Raw genomic sequence first — 2,151 nt, forward strand, 5'->3', positions numbered from 1 at the left:
AAACCATTTTGCGAAAATTCCTTGACACTACCGGTTGTGATTTGGGATCGCCGCTCTGCGGCGTTTTTCGATTTTGCAGAAATATCGGTTTTAACCGTTATTTGCATAAAAATAACCACACCTTTCGGTGTGGTTATTTTTATGCATACCGTGAGGACTTCACATACCCGGCGGAAGTGAATTCCGCCTGCGCCAAGGTTTTTGAATGCCCCCACCCAATTCGAACAGTTTACATGAGACTGGCGGATAGGGGGGTATAGCTGAAAGCCTTATCATGACAGGACTTTCAGCTATTTCTGTATTCACTTCGGAGATGAGGCATGAAAGTGCAAACGAGCTGAAATCGAAATACAAAATGGAAGATTTTTGGAATCTGCCCCCTGTGTCATAACCACATTAGATTAATATTGAGTTGCATAAAATAGGAATACTTGATATAATTACAGCAATACTCTGGGAGAAAAATGTGTAAAGGGTGGCTGTTATGACAGGAAAGCAGTGGTTTGCGCGACAGAAAAAAGAACAGATTGCGTAGCTAACATGTCAACTGGACGCACTGCTTCCTAGTATCTTGCGGCGCCATGCCTTCAGCAAAGACAATCCAGATGACTTCAAATCTCAGCAATTATCCCTCCACGCAAAAATCGGAGGGAAGCACACGACGTATCTTAATGTTACAGATGACGTGATAAGCTCACCTGAGGAATTTGCCGCCCGTTGGTTCCAGGGGCTTATAAACCACATAAAGACCGTCGATGCGGGAAAAGAGGCATCCAGGGCGGCGTATAAGTTTCAGCAGCAACTGACAAGTGATCCGGAACTCTTAGAATATGTGACTCTTTTTTTAAAGCGCACATATTGGCGCAACTGCGATGCCTTGGCAAAAAAACGCCCTAAAAAGGAAGAAGCAGCACTTTGGATTGGGCAAACAAATGCAAGCTACGGACTTCTCATCACCCCTCGTTTTAAAAATGGAGAATGGGAAAACGATGTCAGTGAAATTCGACATTTTAAACCAAACTACTGGACCATCGGACATGTCCTGGAGACAGGACTTGTCGTTCCCCATTCACCGCAAAGAATAGAGTTTTTTACGATAGAACAATACCTGGTATTTTTTCAAAATATTATGGTTCGACAAACGAGATCACCCTATGAAATGGAGATTGCCAAAAAGTATTGCGAGTTGGTGTTAAGCAGCAAGCAGCCATACGAAATCCCGCTCTTGATCCCAGAATTGCGATATGGCGGTCTTCAGACACAGCACAGGTATCGGTTGGATTTCACGATTATTAATCCCTATACATTGCAGAAACAGGGATTTGAATTTTCTCCCTGGTCAACACATGGGTACTTATCCAGGACAAAGGAAAAAAATCAAAAAGAAATCAATTTAGAGGCCAGAGCCAATTTTGAAAAAGAGATGCAGAAGCACAAAGAATATTACCGAAAGTTTAATATTTTTGTATAGAATATATACAGACTCAGACCTGCAAAATCTCGATCAGATATTTGAAGAAATGCAACAGTATTTAAAGCCTGAGCACGAAAACAGACAGATACTTGAAGCGACACTTGAGGAATTCAAACGGTTTTCTTTATAGAATCAACCTTAATCCCAAGCCCTTATCAAAGTGCATTTTTTATCAACACAGGACATGTCGCCGCGGACGTCATATCGTTCGCGGCGACTTTTTTGTAAAAGTCACCGCTTACTCATTTTGTCGCGGCTCCTTTCCAAACCGCAACCGCTTTGCTGGGTTGCGATTTGGTTTTTGGTGCAGACCTGCAACCACTGCATCTTTTTTGTAGCCATCACCCGGCGAAGAAACCTGTTTTTGACTTCGGTCAAAGACAGGTTTCTTTCTATTTTGACTGTCATCATTGTCCATAGAGGATACGGTGTTTTCCCTGCCCGATCCAGATTGAAAAGAATTTGTAACAGCTAAAAAAGTTATTTGATTAGACCAAATAAAATTGCCCGCCGGCATCAAATCCGGAGCGGATTTTCCGGCTGCTGCGCATACTATCCTCTTTTGCCTCCGAGTTATGGCTGCCCGCACGGTGTGGTCTTAAGCGTCATCTGCCTCCAGCCGGGTTTTTCAAGTGGTCAAAATCTTGTAGGTTTGTCAAACATATTGGACGGTGAAC

3 protein-coding genes are annotated in these 2,151 nt (G+C 43.0%); 2 read left to right on the plus strand and 1 reads right to left on the minus strand.

Annotated elements, in window-relative coordinates; translation table 11 throughout:
• Positions 1 to 180: hypothetical protein (locus tag HMPREF0372_RS20360; RefSeq protein WP_207635681.1), on the plus strand; the 180-nt coding region annotated here is incomplete at its 5' end.
• Between the two features lie 505 nt (positions 181 to 685).
• Positions 686 to 1,471: a hypothetical protein gene (locus tag HMPREF0372_RS09655; protein ID WP_050810488.1), complete on the plus strand. Its 786-nt coding sequence runs from the start codon at positions 686 to 688 to the stop codon at positions 1,469 to 1,471.
• A gap of 241 nt (positions 1,472 to 1,712) precedes the next feature.
• On the opposite strand, the gene HMPREF0372_RS19700 is transcribed toward HMPREF0372_RS09655, so the two are convergent.
• The gene (locus HMPREF0372_RS19700; protein ID WP_154024026.1) at positions 1,713 to 1,892 is read right to left on the minus strand and encodes a hypothetical protein; all 180 of its coding nucleotides are present in this window, start codon (positions 1,890 to 1,892) and stop codon (positions 1,713 to 1,715) included.
• Between the last annotated feature and the right edge of the window lie 259 nt (positions 1,893 to 2,151).

The organism is Flavonifractor plautii ATCC 29863 (assembly GCF_000239295.1).
Classification (GTDB): Bacteria; Bacillota; Clostridia; order Oscillospirales; family Oscillospiraceae; genus Flavonifractor; species Flavonifractor plautii.

Coding starts and splice junctions, on each gene's coding strand:
- HMPREF0372_RS19700 (WP_154024026.1), bottom strand. CDS start 1,892: ATGGACAATGATGACAGTCAAAATAGAAAGAAACCTGTCTTTGACCGA.